At 68.7% G+C, this 26,989-nt stretch carries 26 protein-coding genes and 1 pseudogene; 12 read left to right on the top strand and 15 right to left on the bottom strand.

Going from position 1 to position 26,989, the window contains the following annotated elements:
- Positions 1 to 20: 20 nt before the first annotated feature.
- A complete protein-coding gene (locus KCG34_RS14675) occupies positions 21 to 1,490 on the bottom strand; it encodes a M20 family peptidase (RefSeq protein ID WP_211936394.1) in 1,470 nt (489 codons plus the stop codon).
- Positions 1,491 to 1,655: 165 nt separating this feature from the next.
- Here KCG34_RS14675 and KCG34_RS14670 point away from each other — a divergent pair, with 165 nt between their 5' ends.
- The 3 genes from KCG34_RS14670 to KCG34_RS14660 all read left to right on the top strand — a co-directional run bounded on the left by KCG34_RS14670 (position 1,656) and on the right by KCG34_RS14660 (position 3,630).
- A complete protein-coding gene (locus KCG34_RS14670; protein WP_211936393.1) occupies positions 1,656 to 2,417 on the top strand; it encodes an SDR family oxidoreductase in 762 nt (253 codons plus the stop codon).
- 95 nt (positions 2,418 to 2,512) lie between these two features.
- Positions 2,513 to 2,890 carry a VOC family protein gene (locus KCG34_RS14665; protein ID WP_211936392.1) on the top strand — a complete coding sequence of 126 codons (378 nt, stop codon included), beginning with the start codon at positions 2,513 to 2,515 and terminating at the stop codon, positions 2,888 to 2,890.
- A complete protein-coding gene (locus tag KCG34_RS14660) occupies positions 2,887 to 3,630 on the top strand; it encodes an AraC family transcriptional regulator (RefSeq protein WP_211936391.1) in 744 nt (247 codons plus the stop codon). Before KCG34_RS14665 ends, KCG34_RS14660 begins: the two co-directional genes overlap by 4 nt.
- Here the strand turns inward: KCG34_RS14660 and KCG34_RS14655 are convergent.
- The 4 genes from KCG34_RS14655 to KCG34_RS14640 all read right to left on the bottom strand — a co-directional run bounded on the left by KCG34_RS14655 (position 3,627) and on the right by KCG34_RS14640 (position 9,125).
- Positions 3,627 to 4,793: an aminotransferase gene (locus KCG34_RS14655; RefSeq protein ID WP_211936390.1), complete on the bottom strand. Its 1,167-nt coding sequence runs from the start codon at positions 4,791 to 4,793 to the stop codon at positions 3,627 to 3,629. The two genes, KCG34_RS14660 and KCG34_RS14655, sit on opposite strands and share 4 nt — an antisense overlap.
- A gap of 80 nt (positions 4,794 to 4,873) precedes the next feature.
- Positions 4,874 to 6,922: a M13 family metallopeptidase gene (locus KCG34_RS14650; RefSeq protein WP_211936389.1), complete on the bottom strand. Its 2,049-nt coding sequence runs from the start codon at positions 6,920 to 6,922 to the stop codon at positions 4,874 to 4,876.
- 131 nt (positions 6,923 to 7,053) lie between these two features.
- Positions 7,054 to 7,299, bottom strand: coding sequence for a hypothetical protein (locus KCG34_RS14645; protein ID WP_211936388.1), 246 nt, complete (start codon positions 7,297 to 7,299; stop codon positions 7,054 to 7,056).
- Positions 7,300 to 7,493: 194 nt separating this feature from the next.
- Positions 7,494 to 9,125 (bottom strand): acyl-CoA synthetase, encoded by a 1,632-nt coding sequence (locus KCG34_RS14640; RefSeq protein WP_211936387.1) that lies wholly within the window; start codon positions 9,123 to 9,125, stop codon positions 7,494 to 7,496.
- 121 nt (positions 9,126 to 9,246) lie between these two features.
- Here KCG34_RS14640 and KCG34_RS14635 point away from each other — a divergent pair, with 121 nt between their 5' ends.
- The 3 genes from KCG34_RS14635 to KCG34_RS14625 are packed head-to-tail and all read left to right on the top strand — an operon-like array spanning position 9,247 to position 12,394.
- Positions 9,247 to 11,055 carry a cation:proton antiporter domain-containing protein gene (locus KCG34_RS14635; protein ID WP_211936386.1) on the top strand — a complete coding sequence of 603 codons (1,809 nt, stop codon included), beginning with the start codon at positions 9,247 to 9,249 and terminating at the stop codon, positions 11,053 to 11,055.
- A gap of 26 nt (positions 11,056 to 11,081) precedes the next feature.
- Positions 11,082 to 11,441, top strand: a complete 360-nt coding sequence (locus KCG34_RS14630; protein WP_211936385.1) for a DUF1428 domain-containing protein — start codon at positions 11,082 to 11,084, stop codon at positions 11,439 to 11,441.
- Between the two features lie 53 nt (positions 11,442 to 11,494).
- Positions 11,495 to 12,394, top strand: coding sequence for a DMT family transporter (locus KCG34_RS14625; protein WP_211936384.1), 900 nt, complete (start codon positions 11,495 to 11,497; stop codon positions 12,392 to 12,394).
- A gap of 1 nt (position 12,395) precedes the next feature.
- Here the strand turns inward: KCG34_RS14625 and KCG34_RS14620 are convergent, their stop codons facing one another.
- The 4 genes from KCG34_RS14620 to KCG34_RS14605 form a co-directional block, all read right to left on the bottom strand.
- Positions 12,396 to 13,712 carry a S1C family serine protease gene (locus KCG34_RS14620; protein WP_211936383.1) on the bottom strand — a complete coding sequence of 439 codons (1,317 nt, stop codon included), beginning with the start codon at positions 13,710 to 13,712 and terminating at the stop codon, positions 12,396 to 12,398.
- A 675-nt stretch (positions 13,713 to 14,387) separates the two neighbouring features.
- Entirely contained in the window at positions 14,388 to 16,031 is a 1,644-nt protein-coding gene (groL, locus tag KCG34_RS14615) for a chaperonin GroEL (RefSeq protein ID WP_211936382.1), read from the bottom strand.
- A gap of 58 nt (positions 16,032 to 16,089) precedes the next feature.
- A complete protein-coding gene (groES, locus tag KCG34_RS14610) occupies positions 16,090 to 16,380 on the bottom strand; it encodes a co-chaperone GroES (RefSeq protein ID WP_211936381.1) in 291 nt (96 codons plus the stop codon).
- Between the two features lie 79 nt (positions 16,381 to 16,459).
- Positions 16,460 to 17,272 (bottom strand): hypothetical protein, encoded by an 813-nt coding sequence (locus tag KCG34_RS14605; RefSeq protein ID WP_211936380.1) that lies wholly within the window; start codon positions 17,270 to 17,272, stop codon positions 16,460 to 16,462.
- A gap of 75 nt (positions 17,273 to 17,347) precedes the next feature.
- Between KCG34_RS14605 and KCG34_RS14600 the strand changes: the two genes are divergently transcribed.
- The gene (locus KCG34_RS14600; protein ID WP_211936379.1) at positions 17,348 to 17,722 is read left to right on the top strand and encodes a VOC family protein; all 375 of its coding nucleotides are present in this window, start codon (positions 17,348 to 17,350) and stop codon (positions 17,720 to 17,722) included.
- Between the two features lie 117 nt (positions 17,723 to 17,839).
- Here KCG34_RS14600 and KCG34_RS14595 read toward each other — a convergent pair whose 3' ends face one another.
- Positions 17,840 to 19,144, bottom strand: a complete 1,305-nt coding sequence (locus KCG34_RS14595; protein WP_211936378.1) for an acyl-CoA dehydrogenase family protein — start codon at positions 19,142 to 19,144, stop codon at positions 17,840 to 17,842.
- A 96-nt stretch (positions 19,145 to 19,240) separates the two neighbouring features.
- Here KCG34_RS14595 and KCG34_RS14590 point away from each other — a divergent pair, with 96 nt between their 5' ends.
- The gene (locus KCG34_RS14590) at positions 19,241 to 19,840 is read left to right on the top strand and encodes a GNAT family N-acetyltransferase (protein WP_211936377.1); all 600 of its coding nucleotides are present in this window, start codon (positions 19,241 to 19,243) and stop codon (positions 19,838 to 19,840) included.
- A complete protein-coding gene (locus KCG34_RS14585) occupies positions 19,837 to 20,361 on the top strand; it encodes a GNAT family N-acetyltransferase (RefSeq protein ID WP_211936376.1) in 525 nt (174 codons plus the stop codon). Before KCG34_RS14590 ends, KCG34_RS14585 begins: the two co-directional genes overlap by 4 nt.
- Positions 20,362 to 20,390: 29 nt before the next feature.
- Here KCG34_RS14585 and KCG34_RS14580 read toward each other — a convergent pair whose 3' ends face one another.
- A complete protein-coding gene (locus KCG34_RS14580) occupies positions 20,391 to 20,828 on the bottom strand; it encodes a cupin domain-containing protein (protein WP_211936375.1) in 438 nt (145 codons plus the stop codon).
- A 64-nt stretch (positions 20,829 to 20,892) separates the two neighbouring features.
- On the opposite strand from KCG34_RS14580, the gene KCG34_RS14575 reads away from it, so the two are divergent.
- Positions 20,893 to 22,497: an NAD(P)/FAD-dependent oxidoreductase gene (locus KCG34_RS14575; RefSeq protein WP_211936374.1), complete on the top strand. Its 1,605-nt coding sequence runs from the start codon at positions 20,893 to 20,895 to the stop codon at positions 22,495 to 22,497.
- Between the two features lie 116 nt (positions 22,498 to 22,613).
- Positions 22,614 to 23,084 (top strand): 2TM domain-containing protein, encoded by a 471-nt coding sequence (locus tag KCG34_RS14570; protein WP_211936373.1) that lies wholly within the window; start codon positions 22,614 to 22,616, stop codon positions 23,082 to 23,084.
- Between the two features lie 7 nt (positions 23,085 to 23,091).
- Here KCG34_RS14570 and sorB read toward each other — a convergent pair whose 3' ends face one another.
- The 3 genes from sorB to tadA form a co-directional block, all read right to left on the bottom strand.
- Positions 23,092 to 23,415 carry a SorB family sulfite dehydrogenase c-type cytochrome subunit gene (sorB, locus tag KCG34_RS14565; protein WP_211936372.1) on the bottom strand — a complete coding sequence of 108 codons (324 nt, stop codon included), beginning with the start codon at positions 23,413 to 23,415 and terminating at the stop codon, positions 23,092 to 23,094.
- A complete protein-coding gene (sorA, locus tag KCG34_RS14560; RefSeq protein ID WP_211936371.1) occupies positions 23,415 to 24,617 on the bottom strand; it encodes a SorA family sulfite dehydrogenase catalytic subunit in 1,203 nt (400 codons plus the stop codon). Before sorA ends, sorB begins: the two co-directional genes overlap by 1 nt.
- Before the next feature lie 86 nt (positions 24,618 to 24,703).
- Complete coding sequence (tadA, locus tag KCG34_RS14555) at positions 24,704 to 25,162, bottom strand: tRNA adenosine(34) deaminase TadA (protein ID WP_211940829.1); 459 nt, start codon at positions 25,160 to 25,162, stop codon at positions 24,704 to 24,706.
- A gap of 78 nt (positions 25,163 to 25,240) precedes the next feature.
- Here tadA and KCG34_RS14550 point away from each other — a divergent pair, with 78 nt between their 5' ends.
- On the top strand, positions 25,241 to 26,308 hold the full coding sequence (locus KCG34_RS14550) for a pseudouridine synthase (protein WP_376788198.1): 1,068 nt from the start codon (positions 25,241 to 25,243) through the stop codon (positions 26,306 to 26,308).
- Here the strand turns inward: KCG34_RS14550 and KCG34_RS25905 are convergent.
- Positions 26,298 to 26,864: pseudogene (locus tag KCG34_RS25905) on the bottom strand (enoyl-CoA hydratase/isomerase family protein); the annotation flags it as partial. The gene KCG34_RS14550 and the pseudogene KCG34_RS25905 sit on opposite strands and share 11 nt — an antisense overlap.
- Positions 26,865 to 26,989 lie beyond the last annotated feature (125 nt).

Below are 26,989 nucleotides of genomic sequence, written 5' to 3'. Positions count from 1 at the left end.
GCGGCGGGAGCTTATAGGCCCTAGCGCGCCGCCGTCGCCATCAGGCGGGCGTAGAAGTCGGTCATCAGGGCCAGGTTCTCCAGGGTCATGTGCTCGTTGGTGCCGTGGATCATCTCGGTCCCGTTCAGCGACAAGACGATCGGCTGAAAGCGATAGACGTCGTCGGCCACCTCGCTCAGCGAGCGGCTGTCGGTGCCGGCGATGACCAGGGACGGGGCCACCGGCGCATGCGAGGATTCGGCGGCCGCCGCGGCGACCAGCTTCCAGCCCTCCGACTTCGTCGACGAGACCGGCGAGGGCGGGCGCGGGGCTCCTTCCCAGGCCAGGTCTACCTTCAGGGCGCCGACAGCCTCTTTCGCCCGCGCCATCACCGTATCGGGGGTGTCGCCGGGGGCGATGCGGTAGTTGATCCGGGCGATGGCGGCCTCGGGCAGCACGTTCTCCTTGGGCGAGCCTTCCAGCATGGTCGGGGCGATGGTGGTGTGGAGCATGGCCGCGCCTGCCGGGCTGGCGGCGAAGCCCTTGATCAGCAGCGGCTTGAACAGCCACTCATTGGCCACCGCCACCTTGATCCCGCCCGAGCCGTGCGCCGCCAGGCCGCCCAGCATCTCGGCCGCCGGCCCGTCCAGCCGCTCGGGGAAGGGGTGGTCGGCGATAGCGGTCAGGGCGCGGGCCAGTGTGGTCACCGCCGTGTCCTTGGGCGGGGTCGAGGAATGGCCGCCGGCCCCGTGGGCGGTGACGCGCAGAGTGGCGTAGCCCTTCTCCGCCACCCCGATCAGCGCCGCCTTGCCGTGGGTCAGGGGGTTGTCGGCGATCACCACCGAGCCTTCGTCGATCACGAACAGGGCCTTGACCCCCTTGGCCTTCAGCCAGGCCGCCGCGGCGCGGGCGCCGGTCCCGCCGAACTCCTCGTCCTGGCCGGAGACGAAATAGATGGTCCGCCGAGGTTTGAAGCCCTGGGCCGCAAGGGCGTCGGCGGCCTCGAACAGGGCCACCAGCGAGCCCTTGTCGTCGATCGAGCCGCGGCCCCAGACCGCGCCCTCGGCCACCGCGCCGGAGAAGGGCGGATGGCGCCAGGCCTTCTCGGTCCCCTCGGCCACCGGCACCACGTCCTGGTGGGCCATCAGCACGATCGGCTGGGCCGTCGGGTCCGAGCCGGGCCAAGTGTAGATCAGGGTGCGGCCGCCGACGATGTCGCGGGTCATGACCTTGTGCGCAGCGGGATAGGTCGCCTGTAGCCACTGGTGCAGCTTTTCCCACTCGCCCAGTTGGTCCTGGCTGGCGTCCTGGTGGGTGACGGTCTGGAACTGCACCGCCTGGCCCAGATGCTGCGCCGCCTTCACGTTGTCGATCGGGACCGATGGCGCCAGCTTCACCGCCGCAGGGTCCACGGTCACCGGCGATTTGAAGGTCGCAGTGCGAAACGCGACTACGCCGGCGACGGCGATCAGCCCGATCGCGACGACCGCGGCGACATGCCTTTTGGCCATGAAATCCCCCCGACTTGTTCGTGATCACAGATAAGGGAGGCGGCTGACGCAGGAAAGCGGCTTTTGCTGCGCTCATTCCGCAGCGGCAGCGGCATCCCCTTGACCTGATCTCTTGGTCGAACGATGGTGCGCCCCGAAATTCAAACAACTGTTTGGGAGCGCCAAATGTCCCTGTTCGATCTCACCGGCAAGGTCGCCATCATCACCGGTTCGTCGCGCGGCATCGGCAAGGCGATCGCCGAACGCATGGCCGAGCAGGGGGCCAAGGTGGTGATCTCCTCGCGCAAGGCCGGCCCCTGCGAAGAGGTCGCGGCCGCCATCAACGAGCAGCACCCCGCCGCCGCCATCGCCGTTCCGGCCAACATCTCCTCCAAGGCCGACCTGCAGCGGCTGGTGGACGAGACTCGCAAGGCGTTCGGCAAGGTCGACATCCTGGTCTGCAACGCCGCCTCCAACCCCTATTACGGCCCGATGGAGGGCATCGCCGACGATCAGTTCCGCAAAATCCTCGACAACAACATCATCTCGAACCACTGGCTGATCTCTATGGTGGCGCCCGAGATGAAGGAGCGGCGCGAGGGGGCGATCATCATCGTCTCGTCGATCGGCGGCCTGCGCGGCTCGCCGATCATCGGCGCCTACTGCATCTCCAAGGCCGCCGACATGCAGCTGGCGCGGAACCTGGCTCAGGAGCTGTCGCCGCACAACATCCGGGTCAACTGCATCGCCCCGGGGCTGGTGAAGACCGACTTCGCCAAGGCGCTGTGGGATACGCCCGAAGCCGAGATCCGCTCGAGCCAGAACACCCCGCTGCGCCGCCTGGGCGAGCCCGACGATCTGGCCGGCGCGGCCATCTACCTGGCCTCGCGCGCCGGCGCCTGGACCACCGGCCAGACCATCGTGGTCGACGGCGGCGCGACCTGCTGATCGACTTGCGCATTGGCGACACTCATTGGCGTTCCATCGCTAGCGCGCCGTCACGCTGAGGCGCAGCATGGCCGCTCTTCAGGAAGGAGCGCGCCATGCCCGCCAGGTTCCGCCATTTCGCCATCAACGCCGACGACGTTCCCCGCGCCAAGAGCTTCTACGAGGCGGTGTTCGGCTGGCGCTTCGAACCCTGGGGGCCGCCCGATTTCTACCAGGTGAAGAACGCCGGCGACGGGTTCGGCGGCGCCCTGCAGCACCGCCGCGAGATCAAGCCGGGGGTGAAGATGGCGGGGTACGAGGCTACCCTGGGGGTCGAAGATCTGAAGGCCACCATCGCCGCGGTCGAGGCCCGGGGCGGCAAGATCGTCATGCCGCCCTACCGCATCGATGGGGTCGGCGAGCTGATCTATTTCGAGGACACCGAGGGCAACCTCGTGGGCGCCATGCAGTACGAGCCTGGCGTATTCGATTGAGCGGCGACGGCTTCGATGTCCGCTCCTTGTCACTGACCTTCAGGGACGGCGCACGGCTGGACCGCCACGCCCACCCCTGGGGCCAGCTGGTCTTCGGCGCCACGGGCGCGATCCGGGTGATCACCGACGAGGCCGCCTGGCTCGCCCCGCCGACGCGAGCGGTCTGGGTCCCGCCGGGAGCCGGCCACGAACTGATCATGGTCGGCGAGACGGCGCTGCGCACCCTCTACATCGCGCCGGAACGCGCCGCCGCCCTGCCGCCGGACCTGAGGGTGGTCGGGGTAGCGCCGCTGCTGCGCGAGGTGATCCTGCATATCCTGAAGATCGGCATGCTGGACCCGGGCCAGCCGCCGCACGACCGGCTGGCGGGCCTTTTGATCGACCTGATGCGCGAGGCGCCGCCGCTCGACCTCGCCCTGCCCCTGCCGCGCGACCCGCGGGCCCGGACGGTGGCCGAGCGACTGCAGGCGGCGCCCGATGATCGCAGCGACCTGGCAGGCCTCGCCCACACCGCCGGCGCCTCCTTACGCACTCTCCAGCGGCTGTTCCGCGCCGAGACCGGCCTGACCCTGGAAGCTTTTCGCCAGAAGGCCCGCCTGATCGCAGCCGCGGCCGCGCTCGGCGCCGGAACACCGGTAACGAGCGCCGCCCTCGACTGCGGCTACGAGAGCCCCAGCGCCTTCATCGCCGCGTTCAAAAAGCAGTTCGGGGTGACGCCGGGGCGGTTCGGGGCCGGCTAGCCGCGTCGCACGATCTCCCGCGCCTTGGCGAGGCGCCGGATTCCCTCGTCCAGGGTGGCGTCGGCCTTGGAAAAGCAGAGGCGCATGATCGTGGTCACCGGCGCCTGTTCGTAGAAGGCCGAGACCGGGATCGCCGCCACGCCGGCCTCCTTCACCGCGCGCAGGCAGAAGTCGCGGTCGCCGAGGTCGACGCCGGAGGCCGGCAGGTCGATGTTGAGGAAATAGGTGCCCTGGCTGGCCAGGGTGGCGAAGCCTTCGCGCTTCAGGCCCTCGGCCAGGCGGTCGCGCGAGGCCATGAGGCCCGCCGGCATGGTCTCGAACCAATCGCCGGCGTTGTCGAGGCCCCAGGCGACGGCGGCCTGCAGGTTCGGCGGGGTGGTGAAGGTCAGGAACTGGTGGGCCTTGGCGATCACCGCCGTCAGCGGCGGGGCGGCGCAGATGAAGCCCACCTTCCAGCCGGTCAGGCCGAACATCTTGCCCGCCGAGCCGATCTTGACCGCGCGCTCGCGCATCCCCGGAAACGTCATCAGCGAGCGGTGGACGTGGGGGGCGAACACCACCTGCTCCCAGACCTCGTCACAGACGGCGACGGCGTCGTGGCGCACGCAAAACTCGGCCAGGAGGGCCAGATCCTCGTCCGGCAACACCACGGCGGCGGGGTTCAGCGGGGTGTTGAGCATCACGACGCGGGTCTTCTCGCTGAACACGCCCTCCAGCATGGCCCGGTCGATGCGCCAGTGCGGCGGCTTCAGATTGGCCAGGCGCGGCACGCCGCCTGCCAGGCGCACGATCGGCAGGTAGCTGTCATAGAGCGGCTGGAACAGCACCACCTCGTCGCCGGGCCGGATCAGGGCCAGGAGGCTGGCGGCGATGGCCTCGGTGGCGCCGGAGGTGACGGTGACCTCGCCCTTCCAGTCGAGATCGAGGCCCTGGCTGCGGGCGTAGTGGTTCGCCACCGCCTCGCGCAGCGCCGGCAGGCCGGCCATGGGCGGATACTGGTTGTAGCCATCCAGCACCTGCTCGGCCGCCTTGCGCCGCACGGCCTCGGGGCCGGGATCGTCGGGGAAGCCCTGGCCGAGGTTCACGGCTCCGAGCTCGCGGGCCAGGCCCGACATCTCCTCGAACACGGTGGTGGGCAGGTTGGCGAAGATGGGGTTCGGCATGGGCAGAGGGATACTACGGCGGAGGCCGGCGGCATATTCAGATTAGCGGCCGCCGGCGTCTCCTTAGCCTCAGCCTCGCCTCACCAGATGCGGACCCGCTGTTCCGGCGGCACGTACATCGGATCGCCCGGCTTGATCCCGAAGGCCTTGTACCAGGCGTCGACGTTGCGCACCGTGCCGACCACGCGGTAGTGGGCCGGGGAGTGTTCGTTGGAGGCGATCTGCTGGCGCAGCGCGTCGTCGCGGATCTTTTCCCGCCAGATCTGGGCGAAGCCCAGGAACACCCGCTGGTCGCCGGTCAGGCCGTCGATCACCGGCGCCGGCTTGCCGTGCAGCGAGGCGTGGTAGGCGTCGAGCGCCACCAACAGGCCGCCGAGGTCGGCGATGTTCTCGCCCATGGTGTTGTCGCCCTTGATGTGGGCGCCCGGCAGGGGTTCGAAGGCGGAGTATTGGGCGCCCAGGCGTGCGGTCTGGGCCTCGAACTTCTTGGCGTCCTGGGGCGACCACCAGTCGGAGAGGGCGCCGAGGCCATCGTACTTGCGGCCCTCGTCGTCGAAGCCGTGGGTCATCTCGTGGCCGATCACCGCACCGATGCCGCCGTAGTTGATCGCCGGGTCGGCCTTGGGATCGAAGAACGGCGGCTGCAGGATCGCGGCCGGGAACACGATCTCGTTGTTGGTCGGGTTGTAATAGGCGTTCACGGTCTGGGGGGTCATGCCCCATTCCATCTTGTCGACCGGATCGTTCAGCCGCTTGACCTGCCGCTCCCATTCGTACGCGGTGCTGCGCTCTGCGTCGCCATAGAGGTCGTCGGCCGCGACGGTCAGGGGCGAATAGTCCCGCCACCTGTCCGGATAGCCGATCTTGACGGTGAACTTGGAGAGCTTCTCCAGGGCCTTGGCCTTGGTCTCGGGCGCCATCCAGTCCAGCCGCTCGATGCGGCCCTTCAGGGCCACCCTGAGCTGGCCGACCAGGTCGTCCATCTGGGCCTTGGCCTCAGGGGTGAAGTACTGGGCGACATAGAGGCGGCCGACCGACTCGCCGAGCGCGCCCTGCACGAAGGCCACGCCCCGCTTCCAGCGCGGCTTCTGCTGCGGCTGGCCGGCCAGGGTCTTGTTGCGGAATTCGAAGCGGGCTTGGACGAAGCGGTCGGAGAGATAGGGCGCGGCGCTGTCGACGACCTGGAAGGCCTGCCAGGCCTTCAGCGTCTCCATAGGAGTGTTGGCGAAGATCGCCGCCACCTTGGGGAAGGCGGTGTTGGCGCCCAGGATCACCCGGCCGCTGTCGGGCAGGTCGCCGGCCCTCAGGAACGCCTTGAAGTCGAAGCCCGGCGCATACTGGACCAGCTCGTCGACACTCATGGGGTTGTAGGTCTTGTCGGGGTCGCGCTCCTGGGCCTTGGTCCAGCTGACCTTGGCGATCTCAGTCTCGAAGTCGACCACCGCCTTGGCCTGGGCGTCGGCGTCCGGCCAGCCGATCTGCCCCAGCATCTTGGCCACATAGGCCTGGTAGGCCTGCTTCTTCTCGGCGAACTGGGCTTCCAGATAGTAGTCGCGGTCCGGCAGCGAGAGGCCCGCGGTGTCAAGATAGACCGCATACTTGGTCGGGGCCTTCTGGTCGGCCTGGATGCCGGCGGCGAAGACCCCGCCCTGGAAGCTCAAGGGCGAGCGGCCCATCAGGGCGGCGACATCGCCCAGGGTCTTTTCGGCGCGGATGGCGTCGAGGTCGGGGGCCAAGGGCTTGGCGTCCAGCGCCTCGACCTTGTCCTGGTCCATGAAGGCCTTGTAGGCGGCGCCGATCTTGGCCGCGTCAGGGTCGGACGACTGGCCGGCGGCGGCGGATTCGATGATCAGGCGGGTGCGGTTCTCGGACAGCACGTAGAGCTTGTCGAAATTGCCGAAGCGGACGCGGTCGGCCGGAATCTCGGCATGGTCGGACCAGGCGCCGTTGGCGAAGCGGAAGAAGTCGGCGCCAGGCGAGGCGGCCTTGTCCTCGCCGGTGAGGTCATAGCCCCAGGTCCCATAGTGCGGCGTGGCCACCGCCGCGGCGTCGGGCGCGTCCCCCGCCACGGCCGGGGTGAAGGCGCTGAGCGCGATGACGGCGCAACTGGCCAGAAAGAGCGATTTCATGAAGTTTCCTGCCCCAAAACTGCAAAGACGCCGCACAGTTCGCGCAGCGGGCCTGAATGGATTGATAGGGTCTTTCCCGCGGGATTGGGGTGAAAGTTTGGTCATGTTGGGGGTGGGCGGGTTACTTCCGGTCAGCCGCCGCTCAGGATCATCTTGACGCCGAGACAAACAGAAAAGAGGCCCAGCAGAGCGACCGGGCCGACCTGACCCCAAAACAGGCCAGGGTTTTCGCTTCTGGAAGCCCAGGTTGGAAGGCTTTTCCAGCCAAAGCCGACGAAAGCCGCGCCACGCCAAAGCTGGAACGCCGCCAGGATAATGCACACCGCTCCTATACCGAGAACGACATATGCGCGGTGGCCGTCTTGAGCATTAGTCATCTCGCGCCTCTTCGTTCCGGGGCGAAAGTGGGCGGGTGATAGTTCCATTCATGAGTTGCGGGAGCGTTGCAAAACCGAAGTGCGCCCTTCGAGACGGCCGCTGCGCAGCCTCCTCAGGATGACTAAGTTTTGGATTGCAAAGATAATAGCCATGGTGAGGAGCGACCCTAAGGGGCACGCCTCGAACCACGCATTTATCCCGCAGCCGCTACTTTCAGCGCCTCGATCGCCAGGGCCTTGCTGGCCTTGTAGTCGACCTTGCCGTTGGGCGCGCGGGCCACCGGGGCCAGAACCAGTTCGCGGGGGGTCTTGTAGTCGGCGAGCTGGGTTTTGACGTGGCTGGACAACTCCGCCAGGGTCGGCGGCGCGGCGGAAGGTTCAGCCTCGACTACGGCGCAGATGCGCTCGCCGAAGCGGGGGTCGGGCACGCCGACCACCACCGCGTCACGCACCGCGGGATGGCGCTTCAGGGCCTCCTCAACCTCCTCGGGGAAGACCTTTTCGCCGCCGGTGTTGATCACCTGCGAGCCGCGGCCCAGGAGGGTCATGGAGCCGTCGGCCTCGACGATGGCGAAATCGCCGGGGACCGACCAGCGGCGGCCCTCGAAGGTGCGGAAGGTGCGGGCCGACTTTTCGGGGTCCTTGTAGTAGCCCACCGGCACGAAGCCGGCGGTGGCCACCAGGCCCTTCTCGCCCGAGCCCGGCTCGACGCGCACGCCGTCCTCGGTGAACACGGCGCTGTTGGGGCCGACCACGAAGCGGGCGGTCTTGGCCGTCTCGCCCGCCGCCGACATCGAGGCGCCCAGGCCCACCGCCTCGGACGAGCCCAGGCTGTCGAACAGGATCGCGCCCGCGGGCAGGTGCTGCAGCAGGCCCTGCTTGTTCTCGAAGCTCCAGACCACGCCCGAGGAGCCGATCCGGCGCACGCTGGACAGGTCCCAGCGGCCGGGATGGGCTTCCAGGGCCTCCAGCATGGGCGCGGCGAAGGCCTGGCCGACGATGGCCATGTTGTTGACCTTCAGCCGATGGACCTCGTCCCACAGTTCGGTCGCGCTGAAGCGGTGCGAGGGCAGGACCGCCACCGCCCCCCCGGCGGTCAGGCTGCCGAGGGCAGTGAACTGGGAGGTACCGTGCATCAGGGGCGCCGCGGCCATGGTCAGGTTGGGCTCGGCCGCCCGGGCGCGCTCGCCGGCCTCGCGGGCGGTCTCCAGCGGCGGCACGCCCAGGAGCACATTGCCGCCGGCGCCCAAGACGTTGAACAGGTCGTCCTGGCGCCACATCACCGCCTTGGGCATGCCGGTGGTGCCGCCGGTGTAGAGGAACAGGAGGTCGTCGCCCGAGCGGCCCCAGGAGGGGATCGTGCGGCCGACCTCGCCGGCGACGATCGCTTCATAGTCGCTCGCCCAGGCCGGGACGGGGTGGCCGGGGCTGGCGACGCCGATCCAGGCCTTCACGCCGGGCAGGCGCTCGCGGATCGCCTCGACCATCGGCGCATATTCGGCGTGGAAGACGATCGCCTCGGCGTCGGCGTTGTCGAACAGATAGGTCAGTTCGTCGGCGGCGTAGCGGTAGTTGGTGTTGAAGGGGACCAGGCCCGCCTTGAAGGCGGCGTAGTAGGTCTCGAGATATTCCGGCGCGTTGAACAGGTAGGCCCCGACCTTGGCCTGGCGCTGCAGACCCGCGCCGATCAGGAAGGCGGCCAGCGCGTCGGCCCGGCGGTCGAACTCGCGCCAAGTGATCAGGCGGGGGCCGTGGATCAGGGCCGGCCTGTCGGGAATGGCGTCGGCGATCGCTTCCCAGACGTCCGCATAGATCCACTCGGTCATGTCTCCACCCTCGCCACGTTGTCGATTTTTGCCCTAGGTTAGCGGCGATAAGTCAGGCTCTGTCAATGCGCCTGTCCGCGCCTGGCCTATAGTCGGCAGGGACAGGCGAACCGGAGGCGGCATGGCAGTGGGCAGTGCGGGGGGCGGCGCGGCGGCGGGCTACAAGGACCTGGTGCTGTTCCTGGCCACCGCCGGGATCGTCGCCCCGCTGTTCAAGCGCTTGAAGATCAGTCCGGTGCTGGGCTTTCTGGGCGCCGGCGTGCTTTTGGGCCCCTCCGGCCTGGGCGCCCTGGCCGTCCGGCTGCCCTGGCTCGGCGCCATCACCGTGGCCCGGCCCGAGGACATAGCCGACCTCGCCGAATTCGGGGTGGTGTTCCTGCTGTTCATGATCGGGCTGGAGCTGTCGTGGGAGCGGCTTCGGCTGATGCGGCGGCTGGTGTTCGGCCTCGGGCCGCTGCAGATGCTGGCCTGCGGCGCAGCCCTGACCGGCCTGGCGAGCTTGGCGGGCGCCAGCTTGCCTGCCGCCCTGGCGATCGGCGCGGCCCTGACCCTGTCCTCCACCGCGGTGGTGATCCCGGTGATGGCCGAGCACCGGCGGCTGCACGCCGAGGCCGGCCGCGCGACCCTGTCGGTGCTGCTGTTCCAGGACCTCTCGGTGGCCCCGATCATCATCACCCTGGGCGTGGTGGCCAAGGCCCAGGCCAACGGCTTCGACCCGCGGCTGCTGCTGGCCGTGCTGCCGGCGGTGGCGGCCATCGTCGCCATCGTCGCCATCGGCCGATTGCTGCTCAGACCCATGCTGAAGTCGGTGGCGCGGGCTCGGAGCGAGGAGATGTTCCTGGCCGCCTGCCTCTTGGTGGTTATAGGCGCCGGCCTGATCAGCGCGGTGGCGGGCCTCTCCATGGCCATCGGCGCCTTCGTCGCCGGGCTGCTCCTGGCCGAGACCGAATATCGGCACGAGGTCGAGGTGACCATCGAGCCGTTCAAGGGTCTCCTGCTCGGCCTGTTCTTCCTCTCGGTGGGCATCGACCTGGACCTCTCGCGGCTGGCGCAGCAACCGCTGCTGATCCTCGGGCTGGCGGCCGGCCTGATCCTGGTCAAGTTCGCGCCAGCGGCCCTGGCGGCGCGGGTCATGGGGTTGAAGCTTCCGGCGGCGGTCGAGACCGGCCTGAACCTCGCCGCCGGCGGCGAGTTCGCCTTCGTGCTCTTGAACACCGCCATCCAGACCCGGCTGGTCCCGGCGGGGCTGGGCGAGAGCGTGCTGGTGGCCGCGACCCTGACCATGTTCGCCATTCCCCTGCTTGGGGCGCTGGGGGCCACGGCCAGCCAGGCGGCGTCCAAGGCCCCGGCGCACGAGCCGCCCCCGCCCGCCGACCCGGCCGCCCCGCCGCGGGTGCTGGTGATCGGCTACGGCCGGGTCGGGCGGCTGGTCGGCGAGATGCTGACGCGGCACAAGATCGACTGGATCGCCGCCGACCGCGACGCCCACAACGCCGAGGCCGCCCGCCGCGGCGGAAAGGCGGTCTATTTCGGCGACGCGGCCCGGATCGAGTTCCTGCGTCGCCTGGGCCTGATGAGCGCGCGCGGCCTGGTGGTGACCATGGACTCGCCCGAAGGCGCCGAGGCGGTGGTCGGCGCGGCGCGCCAGGCCCGCCCGGACCTGACCATCGTCGCCCGCGCCCGCGACGCCCGCCAGGCCAAGCGGCTCTACGAGCTGGGCGCCACCGACGCCGTGCCCGAGACCATCGAGGCCTCGCTACAGCTGTCTGAAGCCGTGCTGGTCGACATCGGCGTGCCCATGGGGCTGGTGATCGCCTCGGTGCACGAGGCGCGCGACGATTTCAGGAAGGAGCTGAACCGCCCGGACGCCCTGGGCGCGCGGGTGCGCAAGGCGCGCGACGCCATCAAGGGCCGCTCGGCGCGGTTTTGAAGGATCGCTGCAAGAGGAGACCGATCATGTACGTCTGCGGCCTGGTCATCCCCGTCCCGGAAGGACAGATGGAAGCCTATCGGCGATGGGCCGAGAACGGGGCGAAGCTGTTCAAGGACTATGGCTGCCTGGAGATCGTCGAGAGCTGGGAGGACTTCGTGCCCGACGGCAAGCAGACCGATTTCCGACGCGCGGTCGCCGCCAAGCCAGGGGAGAAGATCGTGTTCACCTGGCAGGTCTGGCCGGACAAGGAGAGCTTCCAGGCCGCCGAGACCAGGATGCACGAGGACGAGCGCTTCGACACCGCCGGCGAGCCGCCGTTCGACGCACGGCGCCTGATCCTGGGGTGCTTTTCGCCGATCTTCTCGATGGGGAGGGAGGCGTAGGCGCTGCCCGCCTCGCCCTTGGCGCGCTACGGCGACGCCCCCTATAGGAAGGTATGACCCCGCGCCTGCCGTCCCACTCCCGCGTCTTCGCCGTCGCCGGCCTGGGCATCGGGCTCTATTCGATGATGGACGCGCTGATGAAGCAGCTGTCGATCGCGATCGGGGCCTATAACGCGGCGCTGTGGCGGTCGCTGGCGGGGGTGATCATCACCGGCCTGATCCTGGCGTTGCGCAAGCCGCGGTGGCCGCCCGTCCAAGCGCTGAGGCTGCACGGCCTGCGCGGCCTGATCTCGCCGCTTTTGGTGTTCCTGTTCTTCTGGGGCGTGGCGCGGGTGCCCCTGGCCGAAGGCATAGCCCTGTCCTTCATCGCGCCCCTGATCACCCTCTATCTGGCGGCGGTGCTGCTGGGCGAGCAGGTGACTCGGTGGTCGGTGATCTCGTCGCTCTGCGGCCTGGCCGGGGTGGGCGTGATCATGGCCGCGAGGATCGGCGGGCCGCATTCGCCGGACGCCCTGCTGGGCGCCCTGGCCATCCTGGCCTCGGCGGTGGTCTACAGCTTCAACCTGATCCTTCAGCGGCTGCAGGCCACGGCGGCGGCGCCGGAGGAGAGCGCCTTCTTCGGCACGGTGGTGATGGCCGTGATCCTCTCGGGCTTCGCGCCCTTCGCCGCCAGGCCGCCGCCGATGGCCCAGGTCCCGGCGATCGTCGGCAGCGCCCTCTTCGCGTCGGCCGCCTTCATCACCCTGTCCTGGGCCTATGCCCGCGCCGAGGCCCGGGTGCTGGTGGTGCTGGAATACACCGCCTTCCTCTGGGCGGCGCTGTTCGGGTTCCTGATGTTCAAGGAGCCGGTGACCCTGACCACCCTGGCCGGCGCGGCCCTGATCGTGCTCGGCTGCCTGATCTCGGCCTGGCACGAACGCAGCCACCAGCCGAGCGCGGAACTGGGGATCTGATCTATTTCGGCGTCGCCGACAGGAAATCCATGGCGTCGCCCACCGGGATGAACAGGTTGATGTTGGTGGGGGCGCCGGTGACCGTGTAGCCGCCGACCGTGGCGCCGATGGCCTCACCCTTGTCATCCAAGAGCGGGCCGCCGCTGTTGCCTGGATTCACCGTGGCGTCGCTCTGGATGTAGTTGAGCCCGCTGAAGGTGCGGTAGGCCGAAATCACGCCCCGGGTGACCGTGCTCTGGAACTTTGGGTCCAGCGGCGCCCCCACGGCGAACACGGCGTCTCCCGGCTGCAGAGGCTCGCGGCGCAGGCGAAGCGGGGCGTGGCCGCGCGGGTCGGTCTTGATCAGGGCCACATCGCGCGCCTTGTCGGCGCGCACCACCTCGCCCAGACCTTCGGCCCCATCGGACCAGCGGATCTTCACATACTTGGCGTCGCCCACGACGTGGCGGGCCGTCAGCACCAGGCCGTCGGACGAGGCCAGGAAACCGCTGCCCTCACTGTCGCCGGCCAGGATGAGCACCACTGCACTGACCGCCTCGTTGACCGGGCGCGGCTTGGCCGCAAGGGCGCCGGCCAGGACGATCGGGGTCTGGGGCGTCGGCTTGGCCAGGTCGCCGGGCAAGCTCGGCGTGCTGGCCACCGCATCGCGGAAACTCTTCGAAGCGGACAGCTTGCGCACATTTTCCCGGAACGCCGCCAGCAGCAGCGCCTGGAGACCGCCGGCGGTCACCTCCTTGAATTCCGCCGAGCCGGTGGTGTCGATCTTGGCCAGCACCTGCTTCTGGATGGTCGAATAGACCTGCCATTGGACCGACAGCGAACCGTGGCCGCGAATCGAGACATCGCCGAAGCCGATCCGGGGCTGGCAATAGTCCATATCGACCTGGGTGATGATGGCGGCGAGCTGGATGTCGCTGGTGGAGGACGCTGTCTCGAACACATTGTCCGGATCGCCGTCGACCTTGAAGCCGGCGGGCGCCATCTCCTCGCGCAGGACCTGCTGGTAGGGGCCGGGCTTTTGCGGCGAGTCCCCGCTGACCTGCCAGGTCTTGTTCCCCGCCGCGGCGATGCAGAAGATGCCGATGTGCGGCGACTGGAACGACGCCCCCAGGGGCATGCGGATCACGACCCGGCTGAAGCCGAACGGGCGTGCGTCCGCGCCGACCGGGGCATCGACCAATGCGACCGCAGGCCCAGGCGGGGGCGTGGCGACCGGCGCAGCGACGGGTGGTTTGGCGGCGCCCGCCGGCGTCTGCGCCCAGGCGGCGCCTGTGACGGCCATGGCCGCGGCCAACCCCAACAGCACCGCCCTCGACATCGCCCCGCCCCCTCAATTGACGCCTAGGCTGAGCCCCGGCGCACCCCGCCTCAGCCCATCTTCAAGCCAGCTTGGCCGTTTGCAAAGGGGTAAATCAATCGGGGATGGCGCCGCCTTCGTTTCCGCTCGAAAGGGGGGAAATCGGCAGATCCTCTTTGAGGAACAGCCTATTCCACCCTTAAATCTCTTGGCCGCGGAGCGGCGCGCTGCGCGCGTCCTTGAGCAACGCAGGCCGAAGAGCCAGGATCATGCAAGAGATTAAGGGCTGCTCTGCATCGGACGACGCTCGCTCCGACACCTGCTCTGAGAATTGGCCGATCAGCGAAAATGATGTCAGGAAACTTTGGATGTCTCGAATTCAAAAAAACTGCGGTCCTGATGATCGGTGCCGCGGCCTACCTAGCGGCCGCTTGGTTCGTCTCGATGCTCACTTTGGTCTTTTCAGCGATAGCGAACGGACCATGCGAGACCAACGATTGCCCTGAAGGTGTTCCTCCGATTTGGGCGTGGTCCGTGCCTCTGTTCTTCTTGGTGCTCTTCTTAGCGGGAGCGGTCAGGGGAATTCGCTGGGTCGCGAGGCCGAGCGCGTAATAGGCGCCCTTTCCGCCAAACGAAAAAGGGCGGGACCCTTCGGCCCCGCCCTCTCCGCATTCACTCAAATCTGAGCGTTTGGACTTAGAAGTCCATGTCGCCCATGCCGCCGGGCATGCCGCCCGGGGCGCCGCCGCCCGAAGACTTCTTCGGGGCTTCGACGATCGCCGCTTCCGTGGTGATCAGCAGGCCCGCCACCGAGGCGGCGTCCTGCAGCGCGGTGCGCACGACCTTGGCCGGGTCGATGATGCCGGCCTGGATCAGGTCGACATATTCTTCCGTCTGGGCGTTGAAGCCGAAGGTGGCGGAGCTGTTTTCCAGGATCTTGCCGACCACGATCGAGCCTTCCACGCCGGCGTTTTCGGCGATCTGACGGATCGGGGCCTGCAGGGCGCGGCGCACGATGGCGACGCCGGCGTCCTGGTCTTCGTTGTCGCCCTTGAAGCCGTCCAGAACCTTGGAGGCCTTGAGCAGGGCGACGCCGCCGCCGGGGACGATGCCTTCTTCAACCGCCGCGCGGGTGGCGTTGAGGGCGTCGTCGACCCGGTCCTTCTTTTCCTTCACTTCGACTTCGGTCGAGCCGCCGACGCGGACCACCGCAACGCCGCCGGCCAGCTTGGCCAGACGCTCTTGCAGCTTTTCCTTGTCGTAGTCCGAGGTGGTGTCCTCGATCTGGCGCTTGATCTGGCTGATGCGGGCTTCGATGTCAGCCTTGTCGCCAAGGCCGTCCACGATGGTGGTGTCGTCCTTGGTGATGGTGACCTTCTTGGCGCGGCCCAGCATGTCGAGGGTGACGTTCTCGAGCTTGATGCCCAGGTCTTCGCTGATCAGCTGGCCGGCGGTCAGGATGGCGATGTCTTCCAGCATGGCCTTGCGGCGATCGCCGAAGCCCGGAGCCTTGACCGCCGCGACGCGCAGGCCGCCGCGCAGCTTGTTGACCACCAGGGTGGCCAGGGCTTCGCCTTCGATGTCTTCCGCCACGATCAGCAGCGGACGGCCCGACTGGACCACGGCTTCCAGCACCGGCAGCAGGGCCTGCAGCGAGGACAGCTTCTTTTCGAACAGCAGGATCAGCGGCTCTTCGAGGACCGCCTCCATCTTGTCGGCGTTGGTGATGAAGTAGGGCGACAGGTAGCCGCGGTCGAACTGCATGCCTTCGACGACGTCGAGTTCGGTTTCCAGGCTCTTGGCCTCTTCCACCGTGATCACGCCTTCGTTGCCGACCTTTTCCATGGCCTTGGCGATCATGTCGCCGACGTCATGGTCGCCGTTGGCGGAGATGGCGCCGACCTGGGCGATCTCGGCGTTGGTGGTGACCTTCTTGGAGGTCGCCTTGATCTCTTCGATCACCTTGGTCACGGCCTTGTCGACGCCGCGCTTCAGGTCCATCGGGTTCATGCCGGCCGCGACCGACTTCAGGCCTTCGACGACGATCGCCTGGGCCAGGACGGTGGCGGTGGTGGTGCCGTCGCCGGCCTTGTCGTTGGTCTTGGAGGCGACTTCGCGGATCAGCTGGGCGCCCAGGTTCTCGAAGCGATCAGACAGCTCGATTTCCTTGGCGACCGACACGCCGTCCTTGGTCGAGCGCGGGGCGCCGAAGGACTTTTCGATCACCACGTTGCGGCCCTTGGGACCCAGGGTGACCTTCACGGCGTTGGCCAGGGTGTTGACGCCGCGGAGCATCTTGTCGCGCGCGTCGGAGGAGAAATAGACGTCTTTGGCAGCCATTTGAGGGCTCTCTTCCTAAGATGTGGGTTGGAGGAAACGGTCCGGAGCGGGAAGCGACTTAAGCTTCGACCACGCCCAGGATGTCGCTTTCCTTCATGATCAGGAGGTCCTGACCGTCGATCTTCACTTCGGTGCCCGACCACTTGCCGAACAGGATGCGGTCGCCCTTCTTCACGTCGAGCGGGTTGATCTTGCCGTGGTCGTCACGCGCGCCGGGGCCGACGGCGACGACTTCGCCTTCCTGCGGCTTTTCCTTGGCGGTGTCGGGGATGATGATCCCGCCCTTGGTCTTGGTCTCTTCTTCGACGCGTTTGATCAGGACGCGATCGCCGAGCGGACGAAACGCCATTTGTGCTTCTCCCAGATGGGTTCTCAAAATGCTGGATAGCCCCCGGCGCGCGGCCATTAGCAGCCGCACCCCCTGAGTGCTAACGCGAGCGGGAGGTATGTCCGGGACCGCCGGGAGTCAAGGGCGCAGGGATCATTTGCAGCCCGGCCTGGGGTGTGCGTTCCCCTGGAATGACCTTGCTGTAGGTCGCCGAGGTGATGGCGAGGCGGCTTTCCTTGACGTCCAGCTCGCCGAAAATCAAGCCGCAGGGGGCGTGGCTGATGCTGTCGCGCAGGGCCAGGACCAGGCGGAAATGGGTCCAGTCATAGAAGCCGTCGTCGGCCGCCTCGCAGGCTCTGGGGGTGACAGCGTCGAGCTTGGCCTGATCCGCGTCGGTGCGGTGCAGGATGTCGATATTCTTCCAGTGGGTCTTGTCGCGGCGGAACAGGCGCTGGGCGTCGGGGCCTCTGACGGCCTTGAGGGTGAAGCCGACATAGTCGGCGTCGGGCCGGTTCAGCAGCACGGGCCGCAGGGGCGCGGTCATGGCCCAATGGCCGGCCAGGCCCGGCTCGTCATTGACCCATAGGCCCAGGCGCAGGGTCGCCGGCTGTTCCAGGTAGTAGATGATCGGAAAGCCGCGCTCCATGGTCCCATGCCGGTCGGCCCAGCGGGTGCCGTAGAAGGCGTAGTAGAGCTCGCGCCCGTCCGAAGCCTGGCCCAGGCGGGCGAAATCGACCACCTTGCAGCGGCGGTTCAGGGCCACCACGCCGGGCGCGCAGCGATGCTCGGCCTGCACCAGGGGCTGGGCGGGCAGGGCGTTGGGCCAGCCCTTGGCCAGCACGGGGCCCGCGAGAAGGGCCGCGGTCGCCGCCGCCGTGGCGGCCAAGCCCCTGCCCAACCCATGCAGTCCCATGCGATCCCCTTGCCAGCATCCTGCGCGCGAGGCTCAGTCGTCCGCCAGCGCCCGCCTGTCAAGGAGCCTGCCGCCATGCTGGACCACATCACCTTCGGCGTCGCCGATTTCGAGCGCGCCACGGCCTTCTATGACAAGGCGCTGGCGCCGCTGGGCGTGTCCCGGGTCATGCAGTTCGACGAGGGCGCCGCGCGGGTGGTCGGTTATGGCGAAGGGACCAAGCCCTATTTCTGGCTGCAGAACGCGGCGGCGACGCAAGGGCCGCTGCACGTGGCCTTCGCTGCGGCCGACCGGGCGGCGGTGGACGCCTTCTACGCCGCAGCCCTGGCCGCCGGCGGGATCGACAACGGCGCGCCGGGCGTAAGGGCGCACTATCATCCCAGCTACTATGGCGCGTTCGTGCTGGACCCGGAGGGGCGCAACATCGAGGCGGTTTGCCATACGCCTTAGATAGTCCCTCCCCCTTGCGGGGAGGGGTTGGGGTGGGGGTTTCGGCGCCCGAATCGGCCGACCTGGGTGTTTCACCCCCATCCCCTGCCCCTTCCCGCAAGGGGGAAGGGGTTCAGATCACCTGATCCCCGGCACGTGCAGGGCGGCTTCGCGTTCGGCCTTCTGCTGGTAGACCAGGTCGCCGTACTTGCCGAACTCCATGCGGGCGATGGTGCGGGCGTGGACCTCGTCCGGGCCGTCGGCCAGGCGCAGGGTGCGCTGGCCGGCATAGGCGCGGGCCAGGCCGAAGTCGGTGGTGACCCCGGCGCCGCCATGGGCCTGGATGGCGTCGTCGATGATCTTCAGTGCGATCCTGGGGGCCGCGACCTTGATCATGGCGATCTCCAGCCGGGCGGCCTTGTTGCCGGCCTTGTCCATCATGTCGGCGGCCTTCAGGCACAGAAGGCGGCACATCTCGATATCGATGCGCGCCTCTGCGACCCGCTGCTCCCACACCGAGTGGTCGGAGATGTATTTGCCGAAGGCTTTGCGGCTCAGCAGGCGCCGGCACATCTTCTCCAGCGCCACCTCGGCCGTGCCGATGGTGCGCATGCAGTGGTGGATGCGGCCCGGACCCAGGCGGCCCTGGGCGATCTCGAAGCCGCGGCCTTCGCCGAGCAGGAGCGCGTCCTCGATCGGCACGCGCACGTTCTCCAGCAGCACCTCGGCGTGACCGTGCGGGGCGTCGTCATAGCCGAACACCGGCAGCATGCGCAGGACCTTGATCCCGGGCGCATCGAGCGGGACCAGCACCTGGGATTGCTGGGCGTGGCGCTCGGCCTCCAGGTTGGTCTTGCCCATGACGATGGCGACCTTGCAGCGCGGGTCGCCCACGCCCGAGGACCACCACTTGCGGCCGTTGATCACATAGTGGTCGCCGTCGCGCTCGATGCGGGTCTCGATGTTGGTGGCGTCGGAGGAGGCCACCGCCGGCTCGGTCATCAGGAAGGCCGAGCGGATCTCGCCGTTCATCAGCGGGCGCAGCCACTTTTCCTTCTGCGCCAGGGTGCCGTAGCGCATCAGCACTTCCATGTTGCCGGTGTCCGGCGCCGAGCAGTTGAACACCTCGGACGCGAAGCCGACCTTGCCCATCTGCTCGGCGATCAGGCTGTATTCCAGGTTGGTCAGCTGGTGGCCTTCGAAATGGAACTCGTCGTCCACGTGGCTCTGGCCTGAGTGCGGCGGCATGAAGAAGTTCCACAGGCCTTCCTTCTTGGCCTTCGCCTTCAGCTCCTCGACCACCTGGACCACCTTCCAGCGCTCCTCGCCGAGGACGTTCATCTCGGCCTCGTAGGCCGGGATCGCCGGGTAGATGTGCTCGTTCATGAAGGCCACGACCCGGTTCAGCCATTGGGTCTGGGTGGGGGAGATGTCGAAGTCCATGGTCCTGCCCTTCTTTCGCCGTTCAAACGGTTGTTTGAAAGACTTTTCGCACGCCCTGACGTGCGCGGCAAGCATCACTTGCGCCCATGGCCCGGATTGAGCACAGCTAGGGTCATGGAGCTGGGCGGGGTCGATCTTCAGGGCCGGTTCGTGCGGATGACGCGGCTGGACGAGGCGCATCGCGAGGCTCTGCGCGCGGTCTGCGCGGCGGACCAGGGCATCTGGACCCTCTATCCCTATTCCATGGTCGGCGAGGGGTTCGACGCCTATTGGGACCGGGCCATGGGGCGCAACGCCGACGGCAGCGGGGCGATCTTCGCCATCCTGAAGGACGGGGAGCTGGTGGGGGTCTCGGGCTTCGGTCCCGACAGGGTCAACCAGACGGCCGAGATCGGCGGCACCTATCTGCACCCGGACGTGCGCGGCGGGCCGGTCAATCCGGAGTCCAAGCTGCTGATGCTGGATCACGCCTTCAAGCAGGGCTGCCGGCGCGTCCAGTTCCGGGTCGATGCGATGAACGTCCGCTCGGCGGGGGCCATGCGCAAGCTGGGCGCCCACCAGGACGGCGTGCTGCGCCAGGACCTGGTCACCTGGACCGGGCGGGTGCGCGACACCATCGTCTTTTCGATCCTGAAGGACGAGTGGCCCGAGGTTCGCGCCGGCCTGGCCGCCCGCGTCGAGGCGTTCCTGGTATGAGCGGGCTTATCATCCGCGCCCTGTTGCCGGACGAGATCGAGGCTTCGGCCGAAGCCTTGGCGGCGGTGCTGGTCGACTGTGTCGAGGGCGGGGCCTCGATCAGCTTCATGGCCGATTTCGGCATGGACGACGCCGTCGCCTTCTTCCGCGACGTGGCGGCCAAGGCGCGGGGCGACGGGCGGACACTGTTTGTAGCGGAGGACGCGGCGGGAATCCTGGGCACGGTGCAACTGGTCCCCTGCCAGATCCCCAATCAGCCGCACCGGGCCGATATTTCAAAGATGCTGGTGCATTCCAGAGCCCGTCGCCTGGGCGCCGGCGCCGCCCTCCTGGCCGCCGCCGAGGCCGAGGCGGTGCGGGTCGGGCGCACCCTTCTGACGCTCGACACCGTGACCGGCGATCCGGGCGATCTCCTCTACCGCCGCTGCGGCTGGACGGCGTTCGGGATCGTTCCGGGGTTCGCGCTCTATCCGGACGGCCGGCCGTGCGACGCGACGTTTTTCTATAAGGTGGTGGGGTAGGTCCCCTTCAGCTCATCTAATGCAGATCGTCAGGGCGCCCCTACCTTCAACCCATGGGCCTCGGCGACCTGGACTAGCTTGCCGAGGTCCGGGGCGTCCGGCGCGATTTCGCGGTCGATGGCCTCGAAGAACTGCGCGGCGCCTTCGCGGCTGGTGACGCTGACCATCTCGCCGCCGCCGGGACCGAAGCGGAACCAGTGCGTGGTTCCGGCCGGCAGATGCACCAGCATGCCGGGTCGCGCGGTCAGCGTTCGCTCGCCGACACCGAAGGCGATCTCGCCGGCGATGACGTAGAAGGCCTCGTCCCAGTCATGGCTGTGCGGCGGCGGGCCGCTGCCCTCTGGTCCGGCCTGATGAAAGATTTCGTAGCTTCCGGTCTTGGCCCCGGGAGCGAGCACGCGAAGCTGCTCGCCCACCACGTTCAGCGCGCGGGTCTCGCGCATGTCGCATACGATCGGTTCGCCCATCGCGCGCCCTCCCCTGTTTGGGTGAGCATAGCAAATTCCGCCCCATCCCCGCTACATAGCCCCCATGCTGCGCATATCCGAACTCAAGCTCCCCCTGGACTACCCGCCCGAGGCGCTGCCGGCGGCGATCGCCGCGCGGCTGGGCGTGCCGGCGGGCGATCTGATCCAGTGGTCGGTGTGGAAGCGGGCGCACGATGCGCGCAGGAAGTCGGCGATCCTGAAGGTCTATATCGTCGACGCCGAGGTCGCGGGCGAGGCGGCGGTGCTGGATCGGCTGGCGGGCGATCCGCATGTGCGGCCGACGCCGGACACCACATACCGCCCGGTCGCCAGGGCGCCGCGCGGCCAGGGGCTGCGGCCGGTGGTGATCGGGGCCGGGCCGTGCGGCCTGTTCGCCGGGCTGATCCTGGCCGAGATGGGCTTTCGCCCGATCATCCTCGACCGCGGCAAGGTGGTGCGCGAGCGGACCAAGGACACCTGGGGCCTTTGGCGACGCAGCGAACTGAACCCGGAATCCAACGTCCAGTTCGGCGAGGGCGGCGCCGGCACCTTTTCCGACGGCAAGCTCTACAGCCAGATCAAGGACCCGCGCTTCCTGGGCCGCAAGGTGCTGACCGAGTTCGTCCAGGCCGGGGCGCCGGCCGAGATCCTGACCGAGGCCCACCCGCACATCGGCACCTTTCGCCTGGTGACCATGGTCGAGCGCCTGCGAGCCAAGATCGAGGGGCTGGGCGGGGAGTATCGCTTCCAGACCCGGGTGAGCGACGTGGAGCTGGACCGGGGTCGCGTGCGCGGCCTGCACCTTCACACTGGCGAGTTCCTGGAGGCGGAGCAGGTGGTGCTGGCCGTCGGGCATTCGTCGCGCGACACCTTCGAAATGCTGCACGACCGCGGCGTCCACATCGAGGCCAAGCCGTTCTCGATCGGCTTTCGCATCGAGCATCCGCAGTCCTGGATCGACAAGGCGCTGTTCGGGCCGTGCGCCGGGCATCCAGACCTCGGCGCCGCGGCCTATTCGTTGTCGCATCACTGCGCCAATGGCCGCACGGCCTACAGCTTCTGCATGTGCCCGGGCGGGACGGTGGTGGCGGCGGCCTCGGAGCCGGGGCGCGTGGTCACCAACGGCATGAGCCAGTATTCGCGCAACGAGCGTAACGCCAACGCCGGCTTCGTCGTCGGCATCACCCCGGCGGACTATCCGAGCGAGCATCCGCTGGCTGGCGTGGCGCTGCAGCGGGAGCTGGAGAGCCGGGCGTTCGTCGCGGGCGGTAAGGACTATTTCGCGCCTGGGCAGCTCGTCGGCGACTTCCTGGCCGGGCGGGCCTCGACCGCGCTGGGCGAGGTGGTCCCCAGCTATCGCCCCGGGGTGCGGCCGACCGACCTGGCGGCGGTCATGCCGGACTATGTCATCGAGGCCATGCGCGAGGCCCTACCCGTGTTCGGCCGCAAGATCCCGCGCTACGACGATCCCGAGGCGCTCTTGACCGGGGTGGAGACCCGCACCTCCTCGCCCGTCCGCATCACCCGCGGCGCGGACCTGCAGAGCCTGAACGTGCGCGGGCTGTTCCCGGCCGGCGAGGGGGCGGGCTATGCCGGGGGCATCCTCTCGGCCGCGGTGGACGGCATCAAGGTCGCCGAGGCGGTGGCGCGGGCGATGGTGGAGGCCTGACAGGCTCCTGTCGGGCGGCTGTCAGGCCGCTGGCGGGCGATTGACGGGGCGCTGACGTGGTCGCCCAATGACGGCGGGCCTTAAGGGTCGGGCCGATCGCGGCAAGGAACGTGAACATGCTGATCCAGAAGATGAGGCTGCAGCGGGGCTGGTCCCAGGAGCAGCTGGCCGAGGTTTCCGGCCTCAGCGTGCGCACCATCCAGCGGCTCGAACGCGGCCAGCCCGGCAGCCTGGAGTCGCTGAAGGCCCTTGCGGCGGTTTTCGACACTGACCTCGAAAGCCTGAAGGAGACCGCCGTGGACGAGCCGCAACTTTCGAAAATCCGCCCGGACGAGGCCTTGGCCCTGGCGCACGTGCGCAAGTTGAAGGGGTTCTACATGCACCTGATGCAGTACCTGATCGTGATCCCCCTGCTGGCGGGCTTCAATCTGTACAGCTCGCCCCACTACTGGTGGTTCGTCTGGCCCGCCCTAGGCTGGGGTCTGGGCGTCGCGGCGCACGGGTTTTCGGTCTTCGGCGCCGTTCCGTTCCTCGACGGCGCCTGGGAGAAGCGCCAGGTCGAGAAGTACCTTGGGCGGGAGCTTTGAGCGTCCGCTATTTCCCCATCGTCGCCGTCAGATAGTCGACGATCTTGGGCGCGTCCTCGTCCTTGATCTGGGCGCCGTAGGCCTTGCGCATCTTGGCCACCTCGGCGGCCCAGAAGGCGTGCGGGTCCTTGAAGCTCCTGGGCTGGGTGGTGATGTAGTCGGCCGAGTGGCAGGCTGAGCAGTTGGCCTGGGCCGTCTCCAGGTTCGGCCCGGGCGGCAGCGTCGCCGTCTCGGCCGGCGGATCATAGCTGACCGGCGCGGCCACGGCGCCGGCGGCCAGGGCCGCGAAGCAAGCTAGTAGATTGGCGGCCAGGATCAGGCGAGCGCGCATCAGGCCGCCTCCACGGTCACGGTTTCGATCAGGTTGCGCAGGTAGCCGGAGGGATTCCAGGGCTGCTCCGCCGGCTGGGTCTCGCCGGCATGGCTTGTCGCCTTGACCTTCAGGGCGTGGCGGCCGGCGGTGAGGCGCACCTGGGCCGACCAGGGGCGGAAGGCGTAGCGGCCGAGGTCCGGGCCGAGCCTGGCCGGCGTCCAGCTGGCCCCGCCGTCGGCCGAGACCGCCACCTCGGCTATGCCCGAGCCGCCGTCGAAGGCCATGCCGCGCAGCAGGGTCTGGCGGCCGGCCGCCACCTTGGCGCCGTCGGCCAGATTGGTGATGAAGCTGCGGACCTTGAAGCGGCCGATTGGCCGGGTCTTGGCCGGCGCGGTCCCGGGGGTGACGCAGGCGCAGTCGTTGTCGGGGACGCGGTAGGCGGTCGACATCCAGAAATTGTCGAGCGGCTTGTCCAGCACCGTGATCTCGTTCACGTGCTTGACCCAATAGGTCCCGTAATAGCCCGGCACGACCAGCCGCAGCGGATAGCCGTTGAGGATCGGCAGGTCGGCGCCGTTCATGCCCCAGGCCAGCATCACCTCGCCGTCCAGGGCGTGGGCCAGATCCAGCGCCTTGGCGAAGTCGGGGGTTTCGGGCAGGACCGGGCCGTCCATGCCGTCGAAGCGAACCTGCACGGCGCCGGCCTTCACGCCCGCCTTTTCCAGCACCCCCTTGAGCGGGACCCCGCGCCAGCGCGCATTGCCCATCAGGCCGTTGCCTGCCTGCCCTCCGCCGACCCGGGGCTCGAAGAATCCGCGGCCGTTGCCCGAGCATTGGTTGACCGCCACGATCTCGACCGCCGGCATGGCCTTCAGCTCTTTGAGCGACAGGGCGAGCTGGTTGTCGACGAGCCCCTGGACCAAAAGTCGGAAGGTGTCGGGGTCGAGATCCGTGGGCGGGGCGCCGGCCAGGTGATAGCGGACGAAGAAGGCGTCGTTGGGGGTCAGAACGCCCTCGTCATAGACGGCGAAGGGCGTCTCCAACTGCGGCGGCCGCGTGGTCAGGCGGATGAGGGGCCGTTTCTGCGGATAGGAGACCAGGGGCCGCTCGCCATTGCCGAAGGGCAAGGTGACGGTCTGGGCGTTCGCTGCGCCTGCGCCTGCGCCCGCGCCAAGCCCCAACGCCGCCTGCACTAGGGTGCGCCGCAGAAGTTCCGCCATGGCCAGCCTCCCGTCTCGGCCCTGTTTCCGGACCGTTTTCGCCAGCCTAGTCCGCCTGCCCACGCATGGCGAGGCTGGGCGGTCCGCTATTTGGCGGCCTCCGCACCCTTCCCTCGCCGCGCCTGGAAAAACCCCCTCAGCAGGGCCGCGCTCTCCTCGGCCAGCACCCCGCCGGTGATATCAGGCTTCCAGTGGCAGGTGGGGTGGTCGAAGACCTTGGCGCCGTGCAACACCCCGCCGCCCTTGGGGTCTTCGGCGCCGAAAACCAGGCGGCCGATCCTGGCGTGGCTGATGGCGCCGGCGCACATGGGGCAGGGCTCAAGCGTCACCACCAGGGTCAGGCCGGTCAGGCGATAGTTGCCGCGCTTCTTCGCCGCTTCGCGCATGGCCAGGATCTCGGCGTGGGCGGTGGGGTCCGAGAGCGAGATCGGCGCATTGTGGGCGGCGGCGATCACCTCGCCGGTCGTGGTGTCGACCACCACCGCGCCGATCGGCGCCTCTCCGGCCGCGGCAGCGGCTTGCGCCAAGTCGAGGGCGATGCGCATGGTGGCCAAATCATGGTCGATCATGCCTTTGACCCAATCGCCGGTGCGGACGCCGGTCAAGACCCTGTTGGCGAGCGCGTGGCCAAGGTGCTGGCCCGGGCCGGCGTCGCCTCGCGCCGCGACGTGGAAAAACTGATCGCCGAGGGGCGGGTGGCGCTGAACGGCGAGGTCCTGACCACGCCGGCGATCAAGGTGGGTCCGGACGATCTGCTGACCGTCGACGGGGCGCCGGTGGGCGAGGCCGAACCGACGCGGGTGTGGCGCTATCACAAGCCCACGGGCCTGGTGACAACGCACAAGGACCCCAAGGGCCGGCCGACGGTGTTCGAGCACCTGCCCGAAGGCCTGCCGCGGGTGATTTCGGTCGGGCGGCTGGACCTGAATTCCGAGGGCCTGTTGCTGCTGACCAATGACGGGGCCCTGGCGCGGGCGCTGGAGATGCCGACCAACGGCCTGGTGCGCCGCTATCGCGCCCGGGCGCGCGGCCACACCACCCAGGCCAAGCTGGACACGCTGCTGAACGGCATCACGGTCGAGGGCGTGCACTACGGCCCGATCGAGGCGCGGCTGGACAAGGCCAAGGAAGGCGGGACCGCCGCCAACCTCTGGATCACCGTCACCCTGACCGAGGGCAAGAACCGTGAGGTCCGCAAGGTGCTGGAGGCCCTGGGCCTGATCGTCAATCGGCTGATCCGCCTGTCCTACGGCCCGTTCCAGTTGGGGACGCTGGAGGCCGGCGAGGTCGAGGAGGTTGGGCCGCGGGTGATCCGCGAGCAGCTGGCGGCGCATATCGATCCGGCGTCGCTGCCCTCGGCCGACCGGCGGATCGCGCCGCCGGCGCGGGCGGCGGTGGCGGAAAGGCCTGCAGCGGGCGACGGCCAGCGCAGGGGCGGCGGCCAGGCCAAGGCGCGGCCCGCGCCCGAACGCCCAGCCAAGGCCAAGACCGAATACAAGCCGGGCTGGGCCAAGCCGAAGAAGCGGCCCTCGCGCGGCCCGGTCAAGACGGTTCGCGGGTCCCCAGAGGGGCGTCCGTCAGCGACGAAGCCATCGCCTGGATCGCCGAAGGCAGGCGCACGACCTCAAGGAAAGCCCGGCGCTCCGCGGCGAGGCCCTCCGAAAGGGGCCGGTCCAAGGCCGCGCGGATGAGATGCTTGGCGTAGGCCAGGCCCTCGGCCGGGCGCGCGGCGAACTCGGCGGCGATCTCCAGCGCCCGCTCCACGGGATCGGCCACCGCCTCGTGCACGAGGCCGAGTTCGGCCGCCTTTTCCCCGTCCACCACCCGCCCACGCAGGATCATTTCCAGGGCGCGGGCCTCGCCCACCAGGCGCACCAAGCGCTGGGTCCCGCCGCCGCCGGGGAAGAGGCCGATGCGGGTCTCGGGCAGGCCGATGGCGGTGACCGAGCGGCCGGCGATGCGCAGGTCGCAGTTCAAGGCCAGTTCAAAGCCGCCGCCCATGCAGAGGCCGTTGATCGCCGCGATCACCGGGATCGGCAGGGCGGCGATGCGGTCGACCAGGGCGAGATAGCCGCCGGCCGGCGGAGCGGCGGTGGGTGGCGGCAGGGGCCGCTCGGCCAGGGCCTCGCCCAGGCCCACCAGCTCGGCCACGTCGTAGTGGCGGATGAAGATGTCCGGTAGGCCGCCGGTGATGATCAGGCAGCGGACCGTGCGGTCGGCGGCCACGTCGCTCACCGCCTGCAGCATGGCTTCGGACCCCGCCGCGGTCATGGTCCCCAGCGGCGGATTGGCATAGCGCAGGATCAGGGCCTCGCCCCGGCGCTCAGTCTCGACAAGGCCCATCGGCGTTCGCTCCCTCTTCTGCCCGAGAT

The sequence above is a fragment of the Phenylobacterium montanum genome, from assembly GCF_018135625.1.
Taxonomy (GTDB): domain Bacteria; phylum Pseudomonadota; class Alphaproteobacteria; order Caulobacterales; family Caulobacteraceae; genus Poindextera; species Poindextera montana.
Note: the sequence above shows the minus strand (reverse complement) of the source record. Positions and strands in the feature narration are given on the sequence as shown.